Source organism: Floridaenema evergladense BLCC-F167 (genome assembly GCF_041929205.2).
GTDB classification, from domain to species: Bacteria; Cyanobacteriota; Cyanobacteriia; order Cyanobacteriales; family Aerosakkonemataceae; genus Floridanema; species Floridanema evergladense.
On sequence record NZ_CM171625.1, the window covers coordinates 5586065 to 5609582 of the forward strand.

Genomic DNA, 23518 nt, shown 5'->3' on the forward strand with positions numbered 1-23518 from the left:
GATATATACCACTATTATAAAGGTAAGCATGATTAGTATAATTACACCAGTTTACAATGGCGATCGCTTTATCGAGTCCTGTATCAAAGTTGTGATTGACCAAGCTTGTTCTGATATTGAGCATATCATCGTTGATGGTGGTTCAACCGATCGAACTTTAGAGATTGTCCAGCACTACGCAGAAAAATACCCACACATTCGCTGGATTTCCGAAAAAGATCGCGGACAATCAGATGCTATGAATAAAGGGATTGCGCTGGCTAAACATAAAATTATTGGATTTTTTAATGTCGATGATTACTACGAACCAAACGTATTAAACCGCGTTAAAGAACTTTTTCAAAATCTGCCAGAACCAACCTTACTTGTAGGAAATTGTAATGTTTGGTTAGATAGTGGTAAACTAAAATATGTCAACAAGCCAAGCAAATTAAAGCTTGTACAACTCTTGGCAGAACGTAATTTTCCGGTCAATCCAGTAGCCTATTTTTATCATAAATCCTTACATGAAAAAATCGGGTTGTATAGCTTGGAAGAAAAATATGTCATGGATGTAATTTTTATCTTTGAAGCAGTTCAAGCAGCAACAGTTAAGTATGTAGATGAAACTTGGGGAAACTATCGCTATATTACAGGTTCTAAAACTTACGATAATGTATCGGAATCTTTTCAGAACTACGATCGCATTGTCTCCCAATATATCAACAAATTATCTCCTATTGAAAAAGTGCTGCTTGTTTGGGAATACCTAAATATTAGATTGCGATATTTTATTGAATATCCCGACAAATTATCCTCATCTATTAAAGTTAGACTAAATAAAATTTTTGGGCAAAATTCACCCAAAAACACCAAATAGCTATCCTTGAGTAAATCCCGAAACAATTGCACTTATGGCAGGTTCCACTTGGCGACTTACCGCTTCCCAAGAATACTCATTTTTTACCAATTCATAAGCAGAATTAGCAAGTTTTTCTGCTAAATTAGGCTCAGACCAAATTTGCGATACTCCCGCAACAATTTCATCCATCTGATCTCTAATTAACAAATGTTCCCCATCTTTAGCTTTTAATCCCTCCGCACCTTTCGCGGTACTAACTACAGGACATCCAGCAGCAAAAGCTTCGAGAATTTTTAACCTTGTTCCTCCACCTTGTAACAAAGGTATAACAGCAACGCTAGCAGCAGCGAGATAAGGTAGCACTTCTGGAACTCTACCAGTAACAATAATTCTCGGCTCTTTGTTTGCTGCTTCTCGCATAAATTGATTTGGGTTTTGTCCGACTAAAAGCAAGCGACAATCTGGATAAATTTTGCTAAGTTGTGGGTAAATTTCGTTAATCAGTAATTCAGCAGCTTCTCGATTAGGTGGATAGGCAAAATTTCCCATAAATATAAAATTGCGCTGTTTCTCTTCTAATCCTTCGGGAAGACTGCATTTACCCAAACGAACGCTATCATAATTTGCTACATTCAAACCATTGGGAACTACGCGAATATCTGATACTTTTCCGTAGACTTCTTGTAGGAGATGAGTATCTTCTTCACTGCATACCCACACTTGTTTAGCTTGGTGAGTTAACTCTCTTTCAATGTTTTTATGCTGAAAAAATTGTAGCTTTTCTTTGATTTGAGAAAACCAGCTTTGATTGCTAGAAAATTTTTTGGTTAGCGCTTCTACGTTATGATTATCAAATATTATTGGCAACTTATATTTCTTAACTACAGGCAAGTAGCGATACATCCATATTTCTTCAAAAATTAGCAAATCTGGCTGAAAATTTTTAATGACTTCTTCTAACTCTTGAGCAGCTGTCTGACTATATAATCTATATACAAATAAATCTCCCGATGGACGTATCCGCCAACTTAATCTTTTAACAGTTTCTCCAAAGGAAGAAGGTTTATTAATTTTGCAAGGATGCCACAAAGTAACACCAGGAAGGCTATCAATTGAATTTTGCTTTGAGTCAAAAGTAGCAAAAACACCAACAGCACCAAATTTAGTCATAATGCTAATATTTTGCCAATTCCGCAAAAGATATCCATTCATTGGCGGATAGGGTATTTCTCTGGTAATAACTAGTGTGCGAATTGAGGGCTTATTCAAGATTTGTGTCTCCTACTTACTTGATTAAGTTTAATAAACGACGGGAAAATTTTTTTATTAGCCGTTCGGTGATTTTTGGGTCGATACTATGGGCGATTCGATAAACCCTTATTTGGCGTGAGAAATCTATTTTTGAACGCGCCTTAATGGTATCAACAACTGTTTGCACCCAATATTCTGCAAATATATCAGAAGCTTTATCGATAATTTCTTTAGAAAGACCCAAGTTTGGATTCTTAATTATATATTTTTGAACTTGATAAGCTTCTTCCAGACTAAGACCACTTTTAACAGCTTTACTTGTTACTGTACCTTCATGGTGACGAAAATAATTTAGCGGGTTAGCTAGAAAAGAAATATCTGAAATTTCCAGCATCTTAATCCACTGTAACCAATCAGCAGTCAATCGCATTTTTATATTAAAATTTCCCGCCTTTAAAAAGACATTGCGCCGCATCAAGACTGCGCTGGCATTGGGAAGTGTGTTTTTGAAAAGCAAATATTGCATTTCATTTTTTCCAGCATCTATAAAATCTTGATTCCATCGTTCTTTATTTAAATCATTTGTCCATTTCTTCATAGAAGACAAACGTTTTCCCTCACTATCTATTTTCCAAGATTGGCTAAAACTCAAACCTACATTAGGATGATTATCTAATTTATCGACTAATTTTTCTAGTAAAGTTGGATGGCAACTGTCATCAGCGCCAGCAATTAATAAATATTCTCCCTCTGCCATATCTGCGCCGTCGTTCCACCGCTGATAAGGCAAGCCGCTATTTTCACTAAAATACTTGGTTTTGACTCTGGGATCTGCTGTATATTTCTCTATGATCTCTATACTATTATCTGTGGAAGCATCATCCAAAATAATCAATTCAAAATCTTTGTATGTTTGGTTGAGTAAACTTTGAATGCGCTCATCCAAGTATCTGGCGTAGTTGTAATTTGGCAAAACGATACTAACTTTTGGCATTACCATCACCTAATTTTATTCTCAGTTATCGGGTTTGATTACTAATGTATAATTTATTTGAGTTGGCTTATCTTTGAGTTTTATTTTTCGGATTCATGGACTTTTTTACCTGCTTAACTTGGTTAATCAATTTCGGATACATTCCTGAAGGTAATATAAGTAAGGCGGCGATTTTACATAATGCTATCCCTATACCTCCGCGCCGCAATACTGAAGGATCATTTTTCATTGCTTCCCACAAACATTTAGCTGATGCGATGCCATTTTGTCGTCCGTTGGCTGCGTCTAAGGCTCTAAAAGCACCGTGCATATAAACATTGGTAATCAGATTTTTTTGCAAGTGTTGTGTAGATTCAGGATAACGTTGGCAAGCTGATTCAATTACTTTTAAAGTTTCTCTTGCTTGCCTAACCACACTAGCAGAAACTGAACCATTAGTTATGCGATATAAAAATTGAGTTTTTTCTACTACCTCAAATTCAAAATGTTCAGCCAAACGGAGAAATAAATCTAGGTCGTCAGGGCCAAATAAAGATTCGTCAAGATATCCCACTTTTTCTAAAGCTGACTTCCGAATTAGAGGATTGGATATTGCAACTACAATAAAATCTGTTAAAACTCTTTCATAGACATTTCTTCTATCCTTAAAGTGGGGACAGGAACGAATAAATTGACTCGACTCATCAATCAAATCAACCCAGCTATAAGCAACTGCTGCTTGGGGATTTTCTTGCAGAGCTTTTAGCTGTAATTCCAGTTTATCTGCTGTCCACAAATCATCGTGATCTAAGAAAGCAATAAATTCTCCTTGAGCTAGAGCCAGACCTCGATTTCGGTTCACTGTTAGACCTCGATTCGGGTAAGAAAATACTTTAAGTCGGGGGTCTTTAATGGTAGCAAGAATATCTAACGTAGAGTCCTTTGAGTCATCATTAACTGCGATAATTTCAAAATCTGAAAATGTTTGCTGAAGAACTGATTCCAGGGTTTCGCGAATGGTTTTTTCGCTATTGTATAGAGGAATGATTACGGATATTAATGGCATAAATTAGCGATTTCTTCCTTGGTTTTGTAGACAATTTAAAGGGTGTACGTTTTCTTAAAAGGAATATAATCTCCGGGAGTTTCCTTTTCCTTACGTGCCAGCACCACATAGGCATAATAAGTAAAGCGATTTAGCGCCGGAAATAACCGCATCAAATAACGGAACTTACTACTAACTTTTACTTCTTTTGGCAATCCCAGAGTTTCGCAAATTGTTAAACCTGCACCTGTTAAAAGTTCGTTGAAAGAAGTGCGAGTAAAATATCGCAAATGCGTCCAATCAACAATACCAGCAGGTTCGTAAGTAAATTCATCTTTTAATATTAAGCGTTTCAGAAATTTATAATTAGCAATATTTGGTACTCCAGCTATCAGATAACCACCCGGACGTAATAAGGCTAACCATTGGCGCAAAGCTGCCCAAGGATTAACACAGTGTTCCAAAACATATTGCATAATTAACAAGTCAAAATAGCTAGGGGGATAGTCAGTTAATTCGTCTTCTTCGACATTCATTAAATAAGCAGCATCCAAATATTCCTTAGCTCGTGAAATCGCTCCTGCCTCAATATCCACTCCCACAACTTCACAGATACGTCCTTCTTTAAGACGACTTTCTTTTAAAGTCCGTAGTGTTGCACCACCACCACAACCTACTTCTAATACGCGCTGAACATCTTCGGGAATCAGGGATAAAGCTTCAATACTAGGCTTATCAAAATAATTTTGCTGGCGTGCTTGCATTAGCTGCGCGTGCTTGGCATACATTGCTGATTGAGCACTAGTTTTCATTTTTTCGCCCATTAACCCTATAGAAAGCTACTACGAGTATAGTCTCAAATAAGTAACTGACAATGCTAGAGGAAAAGGCAAAATTATTGTCCAGCCTTCTCCTTAGCTAATGTGACGGGAATAGTCAGACAACTACAAATTAATAAATTTAACTCTTTTTGCTTCTGAAGCTGCTCCGATCGCTTCCCCCCTAAAAGATTTTACTCTGGGGAAACTGGTGCGTAGCGTTCTGTACCGACGTTTATTACTCCTGATAGGGAAACGTGATGGCTAGTTGAGTGGGTTGGTTGGGGACGATGGAGGCGAATTAGTTGGGCTAGTGTGGATTTAAGGTTGGTTCTGGGGACGATCGCATCTACGAAACCATGCTGTAACAAATACTCAGAAGTCTGGAAACCTTCTGGTAATTTTTCTCTTAGGGTTTGCTCGATGACTCGTTTGCCTGCAAAGCCGATCGTCGCTTTTGGTTCTGCCAGAATAATATCCCCTAACATGGCAAAACTGGCGGTTACGCCTCCGGTTGTCGGGTGAGTTAATACGGGAATGTAAAGCAGTCTGGCTTCTCTGTGACGTTCTAAGGCGGCTGAGATTTTTGCCATTTGCATCAAGCTCAACATTCCTTCTTGCATTCTGGCTCCACCAGAGGCACAAACTATGATTACGGGTAAGCGTTCCAGTGTCCCTCTTTCAATCACCCGAGTCAGTTTTTCGCCGACTACTGAACCCATGCTGCCACCCATAAACCGGAAGTCCATTACTCCTAAAGCGATTCTTTCGCCTTCGAGTAGTCCAATTCCGGTATTGACTGCATCGACTAAATTTGTTTTTTCTTGGGTGTCTCGCAGTCGATCGCGATATGTTTTGCGATCGCGAAATTGCAGCGGATCTGTGGGACGCACACCCTCATCCATCGCTATCCAAGTATTATTATCTATCAACTGACGGATGCGATCGTTACTGTAAATTCTGATGTGATGACCGCAGTCCCGACAAACCATTTGGTTAGCTTTCAGGTCTTTGGTATAAGCCACCACACCACAAGCTTCACACTTCGTCCACAGTCCATCGGCAATTTCTCTTTCTTGCCGTTCTCGACTAATGGGACTGTTGGATTTCTTCCGATTTGCAAACCAATCAAATAAAGACATGAAAATAATTTTTGCTAACTAAGCCTGGGTATTATCTAAACTGCTTTGGAAACTCGATCTTAGTATGAATGGAGGTCTATTTCTTTCCTACTTCAACCAAGGAAGGGAGGATTTCAAGCTGTTTTTTAAATTGCTTTATTTTTCAGCATTTAGAAATTATAACATAATATCTAGGCAAAACCGCCAGACTTTAGTATATTTAATGCTAATGCTTGGAGCAAATCACAACTCTAATGTGATATAAATTACATTTAAACATCAGGGAAGTCACTTGTTTCCTTGTTAGGAATCACGCTAGGAGAATTCTGCTCCGAACTAGAATATATTTCATAGTTACCATTGGGAGACTATAGCCAAATGAAGGTTTACGACAAATATTTAAAGCCGAATCCTTTTACCACGTATCGTGACCCAAAGACAGGTAAATGGGTTGTAGTTATACACAGTCATATTCCGAATCAACAAACTCAAACGAATTCCTAGAACACCAATTCAGTAATCCCAGAAACCGGGTTTCTTTGACTTGGGGTAACGAAATATTGACTGTGCGAGCGAAAGAAACCCGGTTTCTCATCGCCGACGACAATACTGAATCGATGTTCTAGCTCAAGGGAAAAAATACTTTTAAATAGGTTGATAAAATTAGCTCACCAAAGAAAACAGTTATCGCTGCCCCCAGTGCTAAGAAAGGGCCAAAGGGCATAGCTTGTCGTCGGCTGAGTAAGCCAAGGGCGATCGCTCCTCCGCCCACAAGCGATCCGATTAAACAAGCCAAAAATCCAGCTAATAATAAATACTTCCAACCCAACCAAGTTCCCATCATAGCGGCTAGTTTGGCATCTCCTCCGCCCATTGCAGCTTGTCCGAAGATCGTTGAACCTACAATAATAATCAAATCAAATATCCAAATTCCTAAAACCGCACCCAATATACCTGCGAATAACTGATTAATTCCTTGGGTTAAAGCGTAATTTGGTACATAGCCTAGTAAAAATTGAAATAATAAACCAATAATTAGCCCGGATTGAGTTAGAGGATTGGGTAAAGTCATGGTATCTAAATCAATTAAAGCCAGGGCTAATAACCAGCATAAAAATGCCCAATAAGCAAGGGTTTGTAAGGAGAAACCGAACTGCCAGAAGACTAACAAAAATAAGATTCCCGTTGCTAATTCTACTAAAGGATAGCGGAGCGAAATTTTGCTGTGACAATAGCGACAACGCCCCCGCAACCATAACCAACCAAAAACCGGAACGTTATCATAAGGTTTTAGTTGATTTAAGCATTTAGGACAGCGAGAAGGTGGATGAAGTAAGGATAATCCGGCTGGTAATCGGTAAATAACTACATTGAGAAAACTACCAAAACATGAACCTAAGAAAAATACAAATATATTGAGGGATAATTCTATTAAAATATCCACTTTTCATTCTCCCTGTAAGTTTTGCATTTGCGATCTAATAAAGTTGGTTGCTGCTTCCCAATCTAGGGGTGCAGAAAAAAGATAACCTTGCCCATATTCACAGTTTAATTCGCGGAGTTTCGTTAGTTGTGGTAATGTTTCTATTCCTTCGGCAATTGTTTCTATGCCTAAGTTATGTGATAAGATTACAATTGCTTTGGAAATTTCTAAACTGTGAGTATCCTGATCGATACTGCTGATAAAAGAGCGATCGATTTTCAGGGTATTACTAGGAAAGCGATGCAGATAGCTTAAGGAAGAATAACCCGTGCCAAAATCATCTATGTGAACTTCAATTCCTAACTCTTTTAGTTGTTGAATTACCGCGATCGCAAATTCAGCATTTTCTATAATGGTACTTTCGGTAATTTCTATATCTAAGAAGCTGGGATTTAAATCAATAGCTTGTAAAACTTGTGTAATTTTTTCAACCAAATTTGCTTGAGCAAATTGTTTACCGGAAAGATTCACTGACATAGTTAAAGATTGAGCAAATGGTATTTGCTCTTGCCATAATTTCAGTTGTTGACAAGCTTGACGCATGATTAACCAATCAATTTGTACTATTAATCCAGTTTCTTCAGCTAAAGTAATAAATTCCCCAGGATTTATTAAACCACGTTGCGGATGTTGCCAGCGCACTAAAGCTTCAAAACCGATAATTCGGCTGTTAGTTAATGAAACAATTGGTTGATAGTAAGCTACAAATTCTTGGCGTTCGATTGCTCTACGAAGTTCGGTTTCTAATTGTAGTTGTACTATAACTTGCGCGTGCATGGAGCGATCGTATATTTGATATTGAGATCCACCAAATCGCTTGGCTCGATACATAGCAATGTTAGCATTACGAAGCAAAGTTTCGCTCCCGTCAAAAGTTTCCGAACTCATGACAATACCGATACTGGCATTAACAAATAATTCATAATCTTGGACGATGAAAGGCAGACTTAATTCTCTAATCAAGAGGTTGGCAATAGCACAAACAGCTTGAGTATTGGCAACATTTTCTAATAGGATAGCAAATTCATCTCCGCCTAACCGAGCAACCGTATGAATCGTGGGCAAACAATTTTTGATCCGAGATGCGATCGCAATTAGTAGTTGATCTCCGATAATATGTCCTAAACTATCATTGACTACTTTAAAACGATCGATATCTACAAATAATACCGCAAATAAGTAATTTTGCTGCTGTTTTGTTTGTTCGATTGCTTGTTGCAGTCTTGTTAAGAATAAAGCTCGATTTGGTAAATCCGTCAATGAATCGTGAAATGCTTGATAGGATAATTTAGCTTCCGCCTGTTTTTGTCCAGAAATATCCCGAAAAACCAAGACTGTACCTTTAATTTTACCTTTATTATCTTTAATTGGTGCGGCGCTATCTCCTATTGGCACTAGTTTACCGTTTTTTGTCACTAGTAAAGTTTCAGGAGGTAAATTAATAGTATTACCTGTTTCTAACACTTCTGTTAAAGGAATATTAATGGGAGTGCGATCGATTTCATTAATTACTTGGAAAACCTCTAAAAAACTTTTCCCCATTGCTTCTTCCTGTTGCCAACCTGTTAGATTTTCCGCGATCGGATTCATAAAAGTAACGCAAGCTTGACGATCGTTAGCAATTACTCCATCACTAATACTTTTAAGTATAGCTGTAAACCATTGAGTATTTTCTCGTAACTGCTTTTCTATCTGATGTTTATACAATGCCATTTCAATAGTAGTTTGCAATTCTCTATCTTCAAAAGGTTTAATTAAGTAACCAAATGGCAATGTTAATCTAGCACGGTTTAAAGTTTCTTTATCTGAATAAGCGGTTAAATAAATTACTGGAATATCTAATTGCGATCGGATCACCTCAGCTGCTTCAATGCCATCAACTTGCCCTGCTAATCTAATATCCATTAAAATTAAATCAGGTTGAGTTTCTCTAGCTTTTTCAATTGCCATTTCCCCCGATTCAACCACTGCTGTCACTATATATTCCAAATCTTCCAAAGTTGTTTGTAAATCTATAGCGACAATTGCTTCATCTTCGACTATTAAAATTTTGGCTGGTTCCATCTTTACCTTATTTATTATGCTTGAATTTTGGTTAGAATTTAATTTAGCAAAATTTTGAATTCTGTACCTTGATTGTTACTATCATATCTAAATTCACCACCTATTTGTTGAGCTAAAAGCTTGACTATTCTTAAACCTAGATGCTTCGATTCTTCCAGGTTAAAATGTTGAGGTAATCCCACTCCATTATCACCAACTATTAATGTTAATTTATTCTCTGAATCTAACTTTGCCTTAACTCTTACTTCTCCTTTTCTTACTTGAGGAAAAGCATATTTTAGACAATTAGAGATTAACTCATTAACAATTAAACCGTAAGAAACTGCCAAGTCAGTGTCTAGAAAAACGTTTTCATCCAATTCAGTATATAAACTAATTAAACTACCTGGTAATTTATAGGAGCGAAATAATTCTTGAGCCAAGTTTTTAATATAATCATCTAATTTAATTTGGGACATATTCTTAGAAATATAAAGTTGTTCGTGAATCATTGCCATTGCTCTAACACGATTTTTACACTCTCTGAATATTTCTAAAATTTTTTCTTCTTTTATATATTTAGATTGTAAATTTAGTAAGCTGTAAATTACTTGTAAATTATTTTTGACTCGATGATGAATTTCCCTAAGTAATACTTCTTTTTCTTTTAAAGAAGCCCTAAGTTTATCATCTGCTTGTTTGCGGTTAGTAATATCTGTAACTCTTCCTAAATTGAATTTTTTTCCAGCTACTTCAATTTGTTTAGTTGTAAAATTCCCCCAAAAAACTTTACCTTTTTTAGTCACATATTCCATTTCTCGTTTCCAAAAACCTTGAGTTCTAATTTCTGCGACGATATTGGTTAACTCGGCATCTGTGAATCGGAACTTTTGCAAACTTTGTCCTTCTATATTAAGTAATTCATCTCTACTATCAACTTCAAATAATTCTACTGCTCGCCGATTACAATCTACATTCAAAAGAGTTTCAGCGTCAACTAAAAAAATGGCATCGGTAGACTCATTAAAAATAGCTTCTTTGAGATCTCTGCTATAAATAAGAGCTAATTCAGCTTGTTTACGATCGTTAATATCACGATGAATTCCGATCATTCTCAGAGGCATTCCATTGCGATCGCGCATGACAACTTTGCCATAATTAGCAATCCATTTCCACTCACCAGACTTAGTTTTTAACCGATATTCAAACTTATAATAAAATGAATCATCCTGTAAATGAGAGTTCAGCTTATTCATTACCCAAGGTCGATCGTCAGGATGAATTAAACTTTCCCAAGTACTAACGTGATATGGCAAATCTGTCACTTCATAATCCAGCATCTTAACCCATTGCGGGCTTAAATAAAGCTCTCCAGTAACAACATTCCAATCCCACAAACCATCTCCCGAAGCTTCTAAAGCTAAATGCAACCTTTCCTCGCTCGATCGCAATTTTTCTTCACCTAATTTACGTTCAGTAATATCTTTAATTTGCGAAATAAAATATAATGGTTTACTTTCTGTATCCCTAATCAAACAACCACTTAAAAAAATCCACACTGAGTATCCTAATTTATGAATATAGCGTTTTTCTAGATGAAAATAACGTATTTCACCAGTCAATAATTGCTGGATTAAATTAACATCTTTTACTAAATCATCTGGGTGAGTAATAGCTTGAAAATTAGTATTTAATAATTCTTGTTCTGAATAACCAACAATTTCGCATAGAGAACGATTAACTTCCAACCATTGTCCATCTAATCCTACTACTGCCATGCCAATGGCAGCATAATCAAAAGCATTGCGAAAACGTGCTTCGCTTTCCTTAAGTGCTTCTTCTGTCTGTTTCGGTTCCATAGTTTCTGGTAAATGCTGAATCAGCATTACTGGTACAAGCAGGTAGAGTACAGCGGGTAAGCGGAAACAGGGTTTGAACAAGACCCTTTTCGCTGTAAAGTTATTTCTACCACGCTACACTAGAAGTTTGTATGGTTACTATGATATTTCTTTAATACTGAAAATTTTATTATTAATAATAAATCTATAAAATATATAAAATAATTAAACCGTGTTAGCAAAGTTTTATTAGCAAGATCAGTAGTATTTATAACATGAAATATTACGCTGAGGTGGGAAAGTTCAATTTAAGTCAACTGAATGGAGATCGTCTAAAATCTGAAAACTTTTCCATACATAGATTTTGCCTAAATTTAGCTCTAGGCAATCCTAACAATTATTTAATTTACACTTACAGGCTCTTAGTTATAACTCTAACAATAGTTGAATCAGTATGTTAGTATAATTCTGATTCAATCTCATTAAAGGGTACAAAACATTCTGTAGGGAGGAGAACTATCTTCTGGGAAAAAATCAGTTTACCTCGATAATTTTTACGATTGATTACCACACCCAAGGGACGCTGCGAAACATTGGGATGTACTTCGTAGTAGAGGCGATAAATGTTCCGAGCAGCTTTCAGTATACCTGGGTCAGGTAAAGCTGGAATAGCTGTTGAACTGATGTCAATATCTAGCTGTTGATTTCCACTTTGTACCACAGTTTTAGTCCATTTTCTCTGGGATTTATTTAGGTGCTGCGGCAGCTGATATTAATAGCTGCCAATTAACACGAGGAAGATTAGGATTGGAGGTTTTCTAGTTCTGTCAGTAGGGTATCTCCCATGCCTCGACAGCCCAAAAGTGTCATTCCTTCTGACATAATATCGCCTGTGCGATAACCTTTGTCTAGGACTTGTAATACAGCTTGTTCGATGCGATCGGCAGCGAGGGGTTGATTAAGTCCATAACGCAGCATCATAGCAGCGCTAAGTACTTGCGCTAGGGGATTTGCCTTATCTTGACCAGCAATGTCAGGGGCAGATCCGTGGACTGGTTCAAACACTCCGGGGCCGCTTGCACCTAAACTGGCAGAAGGTAACATACCAATACTACCTGTTAACATTGCCGCTGCATCAGAAAGTATGTCGCCAAATAAATTTCCGGTAACGATTGTGTCGAATTGTTTCGGGGCGCGAACTAATTGCATAGCAGCATTATCTACATAAAGATGAGATAATTCTACATCTGGATATTCTGGGGCTAATTTGGTAATCCGATCGCGCCACAATTGCGACACTTCTAACACATTAGCTTTATCGACGGAGCAAAGTTTACCTCTACGTTTTTGAGCAGTTTCAAAGGCAACTTTACCGATGCGATCGATTTCACTTTCAGTATATGCCATCGTATTTACACCCCGTTTTTCCCCCGTTTCGGTAGCAAAAATTCCCTTGGGTTGACCAAAATAAATTCCCCCAGTTAATTCCCTGACTACCATAATATCCACACCTTCTACCACTTCTTTTTTTAATGTGGAAGCGTCTATTAATTGGGGTAAAATTTTCGCAGGTCGCAGATTAGCAAACAAACCTAATCCCGACCTTAATCCTAAAAGTCCTCGTTCGGGACGTTGCTGAGAAGGTAAATTATCCCATTTCCAACCCCCAATAGCAGCGAGTAAAACAGCATCACTGTTGCGACAAATTTCCAGTGTAGCGGGGGGTAACGGATCGCCTGTATCATCGATCGCAGCACCGCCGATTTTTGCTTGTTGAAATTCAAAGATGATATCTAATTGCCGACCTACTGCTTTTAATACATCTACTGTAACAGCCATTATTTCCGGGCCGATACCGTCACCGGGTAAAAGCGTAATCCGGTATCTTTGTGATTGTACCATGAGTGTTTCGAGTCTGAAATTGCAGAATATTTATTTTGGCATTTAATTGTTCCCAAATTCCTAGTTTTCTCGCAGTTTATTTATATTTTGTTCCCAATTTGCGCCGTCAAAAGGAACAATGTGAAACCGTGACAGGACATCTTCATCCAAGCAATGCACATTTACGTCTATGCCATCGGGGTGCGATCGGGGTATATAAAAAGAATGAATCCCACAAATGCGGCAAAACAGATGTTTCGCTACTCCCGTATTAAAAGTATAAGTTGTTAAAGCATCTTCCCCCTGCAACAGGGTAAATTGTTCTTTCGGGACAATTAAATGTAAAAAACCCTTCTTCTTACAAATTGAACAATTACAATCAACTACTTCGTGGCGATCGACTATCACCTGAAATCGCACCGCGCCGCAATGACACCCACCTCGATAAGTAACAGGTTTTTCTGCTTCCCCATTCATCACCAAACACTCCTAAAATTTTTAGTGTGTTTTCTAGTTTATCTTTGATTTTTAGATATTTGTAAGAATAATTGATTTTTTTCTATTCCCTAAAAATCTAATGATTATTCACTTCATTATTACCGTTATTAATAGTGTTATTATCGATTAATTGCAGTAATTCATCTAGAGTCTTTTCAAAATCAGATTCTAATTGTCTTTTGATTGGCTGTAAATCTTCCGCAAATGGTTGATTATTTACTTCTTTAATAAAAGTACTCAATAAATTTTTGATTGCTTGTAATCTTGCAGCTAAAAACTTAATTCTTTGCCATTTCTCTTCAGAAAAGTCACTCATAATTAATCATATCTTCTAAATTCTAAAAAATAGCAAACATGAATAGGACTTACGCTTTACCATAAAATGGTTAGCGACCGTTAACTGCTTACCGGAACTCTTTTTAGTAAACAGGTAACAGCACTGCGTTTTTGGCGTAAGTCCCAATGAGGTGTCGGTATTCATTGCTTTTCTTTGTTATTTTCTAGCACTAAGGTTATCTATAATTTATATTTAGGTTAAGTTTAGTTGATCTGTAACAAAATTACTGCTTTAGATGGAGGAAAATTACTTGAAGCTGATTTTACACATTACCCAAAAAGCAGAATGGGAACAAGCGAAACTTAGGGGAACTTACTACAACAATACACTAGATTCAGAAGGTTTTATCCATTGTTCAACTATACAACAAGTTGAAAAAACTGCTAATAAATTTTTTGCGAATCAAACCGGATTAGTTTTACTCTGTATTGATTCAGATAAAGTGCAAGCAGAAATTAAATATGAAGCGGTAGGAGAAGAAAAGTTCCCGCATATTTATGGGGCGTTAAATACTGATGCGGTTATTGATGCGATCGCATTTCCTCCCGATGCTGAAGGCAAGTTTAAATTACCCGCAGAACTTGCTAAATTAAATCTTTAACTACTGGGTGAAATCGACAAATGAAAACATACGATTGGATTGTTGTTGGCGGCGGAATTACAGGTGCAACATTAAGTTACGAACTCGCAAAGGTAGGCTTTTCCGTGCTACTTTTAGAGAAAGAAGTCCAGCCACAAAATGCTACTCGTTACAGCTACGGTGGGTTAGCATATTGGTCAGGAACAACAGAATTAACTCGTCAACTTTGTGCCGAAGGAATTGCCTGTCATCGCATTTTATCGGAAGAATTAGAAGCTGATACAGAGTTTCGGGAATTAGACTTAATTTTAACAATTGATGTCAGCGAAGATCCCGAAAAAATTGCCTCTGCTTACAGTCAATTTGCCATTCCCCCGAAACTGCTAAATAGCAGAGAAGCTTGTGAAGTCGAACCTTTATTAAGTCCTGAGTCTATCAATGGTGCTTTAACAGTTAAACATGGACATATTAATCCAGAATTAACTACCAAAGCTTACATTCAAGCAATGATGAGATTAGGTGGAGAAATCCAAATAGCTGAAGTTTTGGATTTTCTTCAGGAAAAACAGCGAATTTTTGGAGTAAAAACGAACGGTGAAACTTACCAAAGTGCGAATGTTGTAGTTTGTGCTGGGGGAGTTAGTCGCAGTTTACTTAAAGCTGCGGGAATCAACGTTAGATTGTATTTTACCCATTCTGAATTAATTGAAATTCCCCCCGTTGAGATGAAGTTAAAAACTTTAGTTATGCCAGCACAAATAAAACGGTTTCAGCTAGAAGCAGATTCTACCACATCGGCAGTTGAACATCTGTGGGAGAAACCAGAAATAGAGATAGTGCCGTATATTTTAGATCCGGGGGCGATTCAATTTAAAAATGGCAGAATTATCATTGGACAAATTAGCCGGACTTTGAGCGATCGCCATGCTAACATCGATCCTAAAACCAGCGAAACCGACCTGCGAACCCAAGTCGGAAAAATTCTCCCCCAATTGGCAACCTTACCAGGAATTTGGCATCATTGTTTAGTAGCATTTAGTCATAATCGTTTACCAGTAATCGGAGAAATTCCCAATTTTACAGGCATTCATATTTTCTCCGGTTTTAGTAATCCATTGGTGTACGTTCCCCCTTTAGCGAAACGTTTTGCTAAAGCACAAATTGAAGAAGATTCTATTATTAATCAACTCAAACTATCCTGAAAAACTGAAACTAAAACCATGAAACCCTTGAAAATAGCTACTTCCGCCCTGTTCACTTCCTTGTGTTTGGCATTACCCACGTTAGCCCAAACTAGCGCACCTCAAACTACAGCACAAGTTAGTGAAGAACAAGTAATTAATGCTTGTGTCCAAGGTAGACCTGAAACTTTGCCCATTCCCTTTCGAGATGTATCACCAAATGATTGGGCATTTAAAGCTGTGATGAATTTATATTACTGTGGTGCGATCGGCCCTAACACCCCACCAGAAGCGATCGAAAACATGAGAAATAATCAAAGACGCAGGTTACAAACAACTACTCCCAACTATCAAAATAAACCCACCCAACCAGACATTTCCTTCTAAAAAAGTTCGTTGTGAGGACTTCAGTCCTTCCCAGAATAGAAGACTAAAGTCTTCACAACAAACAATTCTGAACTTATATGCTTTAAAAGCGGAATTGAGTTTGTAAGTTACCAACAAAAACTGTTGGGTTATCATCGAAATTGTTGATATTCCCAATCACATACAAAGATGGCATAATGGCAACATTTGTGGATATAGGAAAGAAGTAAGTTGCACCAATTTCGTATTGAGTTCCACCATTACCTCCACCAGCAACTAAAAATCTCCGACCTTGCAAAACATCAAAGGGAATGACAAAAGTTAGAGTTCCTAAAGCACCTTTTTTCGCTAAGTCAGGAAAAGCTAAACCACCTTGGATATTTTGGGCGTTAATATTGCCGTCGGGAAGTCTGGGATTAATCGGATTAATGTTGGTACTGGAATAGTAATAACGACCAAAAACTGCAAAACTTTTAGTAATTAACCAATCAAAGTTTACCCCGAAAGTATCAGCAGTGGCATCATGAACTCTACCACCAAAACCATCATCAGCTACTCCTAAAATTGGCTGGGCAGCGATTTGTCCGAGAAAATTTCTGGCTAAATTGGAACGTTGATAAAGGAAACGAATATTAGCTGTTGGTGCTGGTTTAACAGTCAACTCAGCCGTAATTGTATCTGCACCATTAAACAAACCTCGGTTAGGATCGGCAGCAGGACGAACACCAGGAATAAACTCAATATTTTCTACTAAATAGCCCGTGCGAAACTCGAAGTTTTTGGAAATAGTCCATTCTACAACTGCACCTGCACCCCGCTTAGTAGAAGTGGCAAAAGAGCTATTAATGGTGTTGAAGGTATTAGCACCTGTAAAAGGTAGAGTGAAAGGATTAAAATCAAAGTGAAGAAACCAGTTAATTCTTGGGCCAACAGTAAGTCGTAGATTATCGCCGACGGGGAAACTGTAGAATAATTCACCAAGTACAACTTGATTGGCGAATACACCAGCAGTTTGATCGAAAAATGGTGTGCCAGCAGTGTTAAATAATCCCGCAGAAAGCAACTGATTGACTGGTGAATTACCATTTCCAGTTACTAATTTAGTGACTAAGGAATCTCTGCCATTAAAGGAAGTGTTGAAATTTAACCATGCTAATCCACTTAAGGTAGTATTGGGATTACCTGCCCTTCTTACCATTGGACGATTAGTTACAGGATCGCGCATAGCCATCGCTGGTGGACCACTAAAACCTTCGACTTTAACTTCATCTCCAGCAATGGCAGCTGTGCTGAGGTTGAAAGCAACAAAACCGCGAAGTTTAGTAGTAGTAGAAAATTGCTGGGCTTCTACTTTACTAACTCTGGCTTCTAAAGCATCAACTCGACCGCGCAAAGTTGCTAATTCTGCGGCAAATTCTTCTTGTAATTTTCGTAAACGATCGATATCTTCACGACTCACACCTTGGGGTAAAGAGGCGATTAATTCTTGAATTCGATCTAAACAACTATTTAATCCAGCAGCAAATTCATAACGAGTCATTGCCCGATTACCACGATAGGTGCGATCGGGATAACCTTCAATACAACCGTAGCGCTCTACCAAAGATTGTAATGCTTGAAACGCCCAGTCAGTCGGTTGGACATCGCGCAATTGGGAAACAGATGTTACTTGGTCTATTTCGGAAAAATCTAGTGAATTAGTTTCTCCCGAACCCGAAACTTGAGCAACTACGATCGCATCTTCTCCCCTAATTTTTCCATTGTCTGTCACCTGTGCTGCGATCGCACTCCCAAATATCGACCCACTAGCAATTAAAATCGTTGAACTGATTAACCAACTCTCCCACAAGCAATTATTCATTTAACCTCACACCAAAAAAGTTAGTAGAACAAATGATACTAACAAACTTAGATACACCTTCCACTAAAACCCTAGCCAAAAACAGTTTTCTTTGATACTGTCATAAGATCTTTAGGGCAATTGCCAAAGAGTAGCTTATTATAGGAGACTGGCACCCTTTAAAGTTGCTTCCTTTGTTGCCCATGAACATCACTGCTGGTAAAGTCCTACAAAATGGCAAGTACGTTCTAGAAAACGCTATTGGTCAGGGAGGATTTGGCATTACCTACAAAGCCACCCACAACTATCTAGGACAGACGGTTGTGATTAAAACCCTGAACGAAGAACTGCGCCGAGAAGGGTATTTTGAACGATTTCAGCAACAATTTATTGCTGAAGCCCAAAGACTTGCCAAATGTCAGCATCCCAACATTGTGCGAGTGCTAGACTTTTTCGAGGAAGAAGGGCAGTCTTTCATTGTTATGGATTATATTCCTGGCCCGACCTTAGCCGAATTGGTCGCCCCAGGACAGCCTTTAGCAGAAGCACAAGCCATCCGCTACATCCGTCAAATTGGTTCGGCTTTAAAGGTAGTACACAAAAATGGGTTACTTCACCGAGATGTCAAACCCCAAAATATTATTCGGCGCGAAGGTACAGAAACCGTAATTTTGATCGATTTTGGGATTGCCCGGGAATTTACTCTTGGAGTTACCCAAACTCACACAGGCGTATTATCTGCTGGATATGCACCCATAGAACAATATTTACCACAAGCTCGCCGTAGTCCGGCTACGGATGTTTATGCTTTAGCTGCTACTCTGTATTTTTTGCTGACAGGACAACCACCAGTAGCATCTGCTTTGCGCGATCGAATTTCCCTACCAAATCCTAGCGAACTCAATCCCAACATTAACCGCCAAACCGAACAAGCAATTTTGCGCGGGATGGAAATGGAAGCCGCCAAACGCCCGCAAACTATAGAAAATTGGTTGTCTCTACTGCCCAGCACAGAACCGGAAAATCTTGAGCTAACTACTAATGCTACCGAAACTATTGCGCCGGATGGGGCGAGGAAATCACCCCGCATCCCAAATCCCAAACTCAAATCCCTAGCCATTATCGCATCGATCGCCGCCCTAGTCGGAATCGCCTTCGGTTTAGCCCTCCGCTTTAGCAACAGCACCACCATCTTCCAACGTCCCCAATCCTTCCCCCCCACCAACAATTGGCCCACTACCGAACCTACCCTCTCCCCCACCCCCGAACCACAACCATCCCCAAAAAACTCGCGCACTAGAAATACACCAACTAAAAGAAATTTCCCACGAACATCCACAGAGGAAGCACAACCCAACCCACAACGTCCTCGCCGCAGAGTCCGTTCCTACCAGCGCAATCAACAACCTGTTCCAGACTCCAGCCAAACCACACCCCAACCCACTACAGAAACCCCCAACTCCAACCCATCATCAGAAGCAACAACTTCCAATCCCAATTCCTCAACCACCCCAGAAGCAAATACCCCAACAGAAACCCAACCCACACCAACTAATAATTCCACCAATCAAACTGCACCTAATAAAGAATCCTCTCCCCCATCTCCAGCTGTCCAAATCATGCCCCCTATCCCCGCCACTGAGGATACGGGAACGCAAAGACGCAAAGATGTGGAGACACAGGGAACACAGGGAACACAGGGAACACAGGGAACACAGGAAACACAGGGAGTACAGGAAGGTGGAGACACGAAGTTGTGAAGAGCTTTATCAGTTTCAATTGATGCGAATATAGGTGATTAGTTGAAAAGGGAGCATCCCAAATGTGTAAATTGCCCCTCAGACTGGAAGTCTGGGGCTATACAAACCAAGTCCGCCTGCGCGGACTTTTAGCCTGCGGAGGCAGGCTTTGTCTGTGTAGCCGCGATTTCTAATCGCTTGGTATTTTGGCAAAATTGGGATGCTCCCATTTAAAACCCCTTCACGTCCCCGCTCCTCCTCCGAGCGCGTTATAATTCAGTCGGTTATCAAGGAGCAAAATTTTCCATGAGCAATCCTCTGATTCAAGCTTTTTTCGTAGGTAGAGCAGTTGCCGAAACTCTAAACCAACAAGTAGAATCCGCCCTGACTAACTTTATGAGTGAAGTCGGTAAATTTGATGCCGAACAAAGGGAAAACTTGCGCCAATTTACCCAACAAGTTTTAGAAAGGGCAAGAAGAGAAGAAGAATTGTCTATGCAGGGGCGGTCTAGCGGCTATACTTCTTCCTATAGTTCTGGATTCAATCAAGAACAAGATTTACAAGCGATGATTGATGAACTTAGAGCCGAAGTTGCTGAATTAAGGGCCGAATTGCAAAGATATCGCATTAATCGTTCGGTGTAAATTAGAAAGGTTCTGAGGGAAATAAAGTCATCTTAGAGTGAGAAGTTTTCTCTTTTAAGCTTTTCCCGCTAATCGCTTTAGGTCTTATAGTATAGAAAAGAGACGGTAGCTAAATTGCTGTACGTTTCATAGTCAAGGAAAATTATTTTCTTGAGCTATTTAGTTAAGTAAAGCTGTAAACGCGAATATCTGTCCTGCCTACCATCCCATGCCCAAGCGATATAGCGATCGCCCATACTCAGAAAAAATTTCCCCCAGCGAAGGAGTTGCCTTTCCAAAGGTATCAGGCAGGTCTTGGAATATGGGAAAACCATACAAAGATAAAGCCTACCGTTGGAATCGAGAAAATTACTCGCGTCAACGCCGTTTTTTAGACATTTGGGGTTTCGTTCTCACCCTCATGTTTGAACTATGGCTTGATAGTAAACCCTGGAGTTATCCAGGGGGAATGACAGAAGCCAAAAAAGCGGCGAGACGAAAAAAACAAGCCATCTGGATTCGAGATACTTTCCTAGATTTGGGGCCAACTTTTATTAAAGTTGGGCAATTGTTTTCCACTAGGGCTGATTTATTTCCCAGCGAATATGTTGAAGAATTGACTAAACTGCAAGATAAAGTTCCGGCTTTTAGTTACGAACAAGTAGAAGCAATTATCGAGCAGGATTTAGGGAAAAAAGTTCCAGAACTCTATCGCAGTTTTGACCCGATTCCTCTAGCAGCAGCTAGTTTGGGACAAGTACACAAAGCTCAACTACATTCCGGTGAAGAGGTAGTAGTAAAGGTACAACGTCCAGGTTTAGTGAAGCTATTTACGATCGATCTAGAAATTCTTAAAGGCATCACTCGCTATTTCCAAAATCATCCTAAATGGGGTCGTGGTCGAGATTGGTTAGGGATTTATGAAGAGTGTTGTCGCATTTTGTGGCTGGAAATAGATTACCTAAATGAAGGACGTAATGCAGATACTTTTCGGCGGAACTTTCGCAATGCTGATTGGGTAAAAGTTCCCCGCGTTTATTGGCGTTATACTTCACCTAGAGTAGTAACTCTGGAGTATTTACCGGGAATTAAAATTAGCCATTATGAAGCAATAGAAACGGCAGGATTAGACCGGAAAATTTTAGCCCAATTAGGAGCAAAAGCTTATTTACAACAATTGCTCTATTACGGCTTTTTCCACGCCGATCCTCACCCTGGTAACATCGCTGTTAGTGCTGACGGGGCTTTGATTTTCTACGACTTCGGGATGATGGGGAAAATTGAAACCAACGTGCGGGAACAGTTGATGGAAACGCTGTTTGGGATTGCTTCTAAGGATGGCGATCGCGTCATGAACTCCCTAGTCAAACTCGGTGCTTTAGCTCCTACCGATGATATGGGCCCGGTACGGCGATCGATCCAGTATATGCTGGATAACTTCATGGATAAGCCGTTTGAAACTCAGTCGGTAAACGCGATCGCAGATGACCTATACGAAATCGCCTACGATCAGCCTTTTCGGTTCCCCGCTACCTTTACCTTTGTCATGCGAGCTTTTTCTACCCTAGAAGGAGTCGGTAAAGGTTTAGATCCCGAATTTAATTTTATGGAAGTTGCTCAACCTTTTACAATGCAGCTTATGAGCGAAGGAAACGGTTTCGATCCCACCAATAGCCTATTAGGAGAACTCGGTCGTCAAGCTGCCCAAGTTAGCAGCACCGCCCTTGGTTTACCCAGGCGAATTGAGGATACACTAGAAAAATTAGAGCGGGGCGATATCCGCGTGCGCGTCCGTTCTACAGAAACCGATCGCATTTTGCGGCGGATTAACGGTACACAAATGGGTACGACTTACGGTTTAATAATAAGTGCTTTCACGCTTTCCGCTACTATCTTATTTGTTCATGATAAGGTAGGTCTAGCGATCGTGGCCGCTCTAATAGCAGTCATAGTGTCTTTAGCTTTAATAAGATTGCTACGACGCTTAGACCGCTATGAAAGAATGTTCTAAATTTGATTGTGTTAATTATTTTGTTGGTATATTACCAAGGGTATGAAAAGTAGCTTTGATGGTGTTTCTGACCCTGGAGTGGTACGCAAGGCAAACCAAGATGCTTATTATATTGACCCACAAGGACGATTTTTTATCGTCGCTGATGGTATGGGCGGACACGCAGGTGGTCAAGAAGCAAGTAGGATAGCTACTGAAACTATTCAGTCCTATCTGGATAAATATTGGACTTCCGAACAAGACTCTGTACAACTTTTAGGAGCAGCCTTTTTCGAGGCAAATCAAGCAATTTTAAAAGACCAACGCGAACACCCAGAACGGTCAGATATGGGGACGACCGCTGTGGTACTAGTTTTTAGAGGACAGTCTCCTTGGGTAGCTCATGTCGGTGACTCTCGCCTCTATCGTCTACGTGCCTCGACATTAGAGCAAATCACCGAAGATCATACCTGGGTCGCCAGAGCAATGAGGTCTAAAGATTTGACCCCCAGACAAGCCAAAGTTCACCCTTGGCGACATATGTTATCCCAATGTCTGGGAAGGGAAGATTTAGCTCAGGTAGAAATTCACCCTTTGGATGTTCAAAAAGACGATCGCCTACTCTTATGTAGCGATGGACTAACAGAAGAAGTCCCAGAATCAAACATTGCCCAACTCTTAGAGTATCCCTTATGTAACAAAGCCGCCACAGCACTGGTAGAAGCCGCTAAAGAGAATGGCGGACGAGACAATATTACTGTGGTTATTGTGGCGATCGAAGAGTTGGTTAGTCAAGACTCCTGAGCAAAACCAGAAAAACTTAAATGCTAAATGCGATCGTAACTGGATGAAGAAATTTATACATCCAGTTCATTTATATTATTTCTCCAGCCCTTTCCAGCCTCTTCATCACTTGAGAGCAAATAAATTTTGGCTATCTAGGTAATTGTACTCAGCATTTTTGTTCATCCTGAGCAATTTTTATTTTAAGTACTTGCTAAAAATACCATTAAGCGCTATGGAAATGTCCAGAAACGCTTATCCTCCTTTTGATTTTAGAACTATACAT

At 39.3% G+C, this 23518-nt stretch carries 21 protein-coding genes; 8 read left to right on the forward strand and 13 right to left on the reverse strand.

From position 1 onward, the window contains the following. Positions 1 to 28 precede the first annotated feature (28 nt). Positions 29 to 859 carry a glycosyltransferase family 2 protein gene (locus ACE1CA_RS26805; RefSeq protein WP_413278708.1) on the forward strand — a complete coding sequence of 277 codons (831 nt, stop codon included), beginning with the start codon at positions 29 to 31 and terminating at the stop codon, positions 857 to 859. On the opposite strand, the gene ACE1CA_RS26810 is transcribed toward ACE1CA_RS26805, so the two are convergent. From ACE1CA_RS26810 to ACE1CA_RS26865, 12 genes are all read right to left on the reverse strand, one after another. Continuing rightward, positions 860 to 2110 carry a glycosyltransferase family 4 protein gene (locus ACE1CA_RS26810; protein ID WP_413278707.1) on the reverse strand — a complete coding sequence of 417 codons (1251 nt, stop codon included), beginning with the start codon at positions 2108 to 2110 and terminating at the stop codon, positions 860 to 862. It abuts the gene before it with no gap. 16 nt (positions 2111 to 2126) lie between these two features. Next, positions 2127 to 3092: a glycosyltransferase family 2 protein gene (locus ACE1CA_RS26815; protein WP_413278706.1), complete on the reverse strand. Its 966-nt coding sequence runs from the start codon at positions 3090 to 3092 to the stop codon at positions 2127 to 2129. Between the two features lie 61 nt (positions 3093 to 3153). Next, complete coding sequence (locus ACE1CA_RS26820) at positions 3154 to 4131, reverse strand: glycosyltransferase family 2 protein (RefSeq protein WP_413278705.1); 978 nt, start codon at positions 4129 to 4131, stop codon at positions 3154 to 3156. Positions 4132 to 4166: 35 nt separating this feature from the next. Next, entirely contained in the window at positions 4167 to 4922 is a 756-nt protein-coding gene (locus ACE1CA_RS26825) for a class I SAM-dependent methyltransferase (RefSeq protein WP_413278704.1), read from the reverse strand. 200 nt (positions 4923 to 5122) lie between these two features. After that, positions 5123 to 6070, reverse strand: coding sequence for an acetyl-CoA carboxylase, carboxyltransferase subunit beta (gene accD / locus ACE1CA_RS26830; RefSeq protein WP_413278703.1), 948 nt, complete (start codon positions 6068 to 6070; stop codon positions 5123 to 5125). A 601-nt stretch (positions 6071 to 6671) separates the two neighbouring features. Next, complete coding sequence (locus tag ACE1CA_RS26835; RefSeq protein WP_413278702.1) at positions 6672 to 7493, reverse strand: prepilin peptidase; 822 nt, start codon at positions 7491 to 7493, stop codon at positions 6672 to 6674. A 3-nt stretch (positions 7494 to 7496) separates the two neighbouring features. Then, positions 7497 to 9596: a GGDEF domain-containing response regulator gene (locus ACE1CA_RS26840; RefSeq protein WP_413278701.1), complete on the reverse strand. Its 2100-nt coding sequence runs from the start codon at positions 9594 to 9596 to the stop codon at positions 7497 to 7499. A gap of 38 nt (positions 9597 to 9634) precedes the next feature. Then, positions 9635 to 11434, reverse strand: coding sequence for a PAS domain-containing sensor histidine kinase (locus tag ACE1CA_RS26845; RefSeq protein ID WP_486517550.1), 1800 nt, complete (start codon positions 11432 to 11434; stop codon positions 9635 to 9637). Positions 11435 to 11870: 436 nt separating this feature from the next. Beyond that, positions 11871 to 12134, reverse strand: coding sequence for a hypothetical protein (locus ACE1CA_RS26850; RefSeq protein ID WP_413278699.1), 264 nt, complete (start codon positions 12132 to 12134; stop codon positions 11871 to 11873). A gap of 80 nt (positions 12135 to 12214) precedes the next feature. After that, complete coding sequence (gene leuB, locus ACE1CA_RS26855; RefSeq protein ID WP_413278698.1) at positions 12215 to 13315, reverse strand: 3-isopropylmalate dehydrogenase; 1101 nt, start codon at positions 13313 to 13315, stop codon at positions 12215 to 12217. A gap of 60 nt (positions 13316 to 13375) precedes the next feature. After that, positions 13376 to 13771: a GFA family protein gene (locus ACE1CA_RS26860; RefSeq protein ID WP_413278697.1), complete on the reverse strand. Its 396-nt coding sequence runs from the start codon at positions 13769 to 13771 to the stop codon at positions 13376 to 13378. 97 nt (positions 13772 to 13868) lie between these two features. Beyond that, positions 13869 to 14108, reverse strand: a complete 240-nt coding sequence (locus ACE1CA_RS26865) for a hypothetical protein (protein WP_413278696.1) — start codon at positions 14106 to 14108, stop codon at positions 13869 to 13871. Between the two features lie 271 nt (positions 14109 to 14379). Here ACE1CA_RS26865 and ACE1CA_RS26870 point away from each other — a divergent pair, with 271 nt between their 5' ends. Genes ACE1CA_RS26870 through ACE1CA_RS26880 form a run of 3 tightly spaced genes read left to right on the forward strand, consistent with a single transcriptional unit; the run spans position 14380 to position 16277 of the window. Beyond that, a complete protein-coding gene (locus ACE1CA_RS26870; RefSeq protein WP_413278695.1) occupies positions 14380 to 14730 on the forward strand; it encodes a DUF952 domain-containing protein in 351 nt (116 codons plus the stop codon). Positions 14731 to 14750: 20 nt separating this feature from the next. Then, on the forward strand, positions 14751 to 15911 hold the full coding sequence (locus ACE1CA_RS26875) for an NAD(P)/FAD-dependent oxidoreductase (RefSeq protein ID WP_413278694.1): 1161 nt from the start codon (positions 14751 to 14753) through the stop codon (positions 15909 to 15911). An 18-nt stretch (positions 15912 to 15929) separates the two neighbouring features. Further along, complete coding sequence (locus ACE1CA_RS26880) at positions 15930 to 16277, forward strand: S-layer protein (RefSeq protein WP_413278693.1); 348 nt, start codon at positions 15930 to 15932, stop codon at positions 16275 to 16277. Between the two features lie 82 nt (positions 16278 to 16359). On the opposite strand, the gene ACE1CA_RS26885 is transcribed toward ACE1CA_RS26880, so the two are convergent. After that, entirely contained in the window at positions 16360 to 18117 is a 1758-nt protein-coding gene (locus ACE1CA_RS26885; protein WP_413278692.1) for an iron uptake porin, read from the reverse strand. 182 nt (positions 18118 to 18299) lie between these two features. On the opposite strand from ACE1CA_RS26885, the gene ACE1CA_RS26890 reads away from it, so the two are divergent. From ACE1CA_RS26890 to ACE1CA_RS26905, 4 genes are all read left to right on the forward strand, one after another. Further along, positions 18300 to 19856 carry a serine/threonine protein kinase gene (locus tag ACE1CA_RS26890; protein WP_486517551.1) on the forward strand — a complete coding sequence of 519 codons (1557 nt, stop codon included), beginning with the start codon at positions 18300 to 18302 and terminating at the stop codon, positions 19854 to 19856. Between the two features lie 285 nt (positions 19857 to 20141). Continuing rightward, positions 20142 to 20480, forward strand: a complete 339-nt coding sequence (locus tag ACE1CA_RS26895) for a DUF6825 family protein (RefSeq protein ID WP_413278690.1) — start codon at positions 20142 to 20144, stop codon at positions 20478 to 20480. Between the two features lie 301 nt (positions 20481 to 20781). Next, positions 20782 to 22470, forward strand: coding sequence for an ABC1 kinase family protein (locus ACE1CA_RS26900; RefSeq protein ID WP_413278723.1), 1689 nt, complete (start codon positions 20782 to 20784; stop codon positions 22468 to 22470). 42 nt (positions 22471 to 22512) lie between these two features. Further along, positions 22513 to 23253 carry a PP2C family protein-serine/threonine phosphatase gene (locus ACE1CA_RS26905; RefSeq protein ID WP_413278689.1) on the forward strand — a complete coding sequence of 247 codons (741 nt, stop codon included), beginning with the start codon at positions 22513 to 22515 and terminating at the stop codon, positions 23251 to 23253. The last annotated feature ends 265 nt before the right edge of the window (positions 23254 to 23518 follow it).